This window comes from Nonomuraea maheshkhaliensis (assembly GCF_039529435.1).
In the GTDB taxonomy this organism is placed as follows: domain Bacteria; phylum Actinomycetota; class Actinomycetes; order Streptosporangiales; family Streptosporangiaceae; genus Nonomuraea; species Nonomuraea maheshkhaliensis.
On record NZ_BAAAMU010000121.1, the window covers coordinates 1 to 563 of the forward strand.

A 563-nucleotide genomic window follows, 5' to 3' on the forward strand; every position below is an offset into this window, starting at 1 on the left:
GGGGCTCGAACGTGCCGGTCACCCGCACGCCCGACGCGCACTGGATGGCCGAGGCGCGCTATCGGGGCCAGAAGGTCGTGGTGGTCTCGCCCGACTACAACGACGCGGCCAAGTTCGCCGACGAGTTCCTGGCCGTGCGACCGGGCACGGACGGCGCGCTCGCGATGGCGATGGGTCACGTGCTGCTGAAGGAGTTCTTCGTCGAACGGGAGACCCCGCGGTTCACCGACTACGTCAAGCGCTTCACCGACCTGCCGTTCCTGGTCGCGCTGGAGCGGCGCGGCGACGCGTACGTGCCGGGCCGGTTCCTCACCGCCGAGGACCTCGGCTCGGAGGAGGAGGCGGCCGGGTGGAAGACGGTGTTCCTGGCCGAGTCCGGTGAGCCGGTGGTGCCGAACGGCTCGGCCGGCTTCCGCTGGACCGACTCGGGCGAGGGCCGCTGGAACCTCGACCTCGACCACCAACCGAAACTGACGCTCTACGGCCCGAAACCGGGCCCGAAACCCGCCTCGAATCCCGCCTCGGACTCCGCCTCAGAGCCCGCCTCGGACTCCGCCTCAGAG

At 70.9% G+C, this 563-nt stretch carries 1 protein-coding gene; it reads left to right on the top strand.

Features of this window, described 5'->3' with window-relative positions:
• A partial coding sequence (locus ABFX54_RS45545) for a molybdopterin-dependent oxidoreductase (protein WP_346113256.1) occupies window positions 1–563 on the top strand: 563 nt, incomplete at both ends.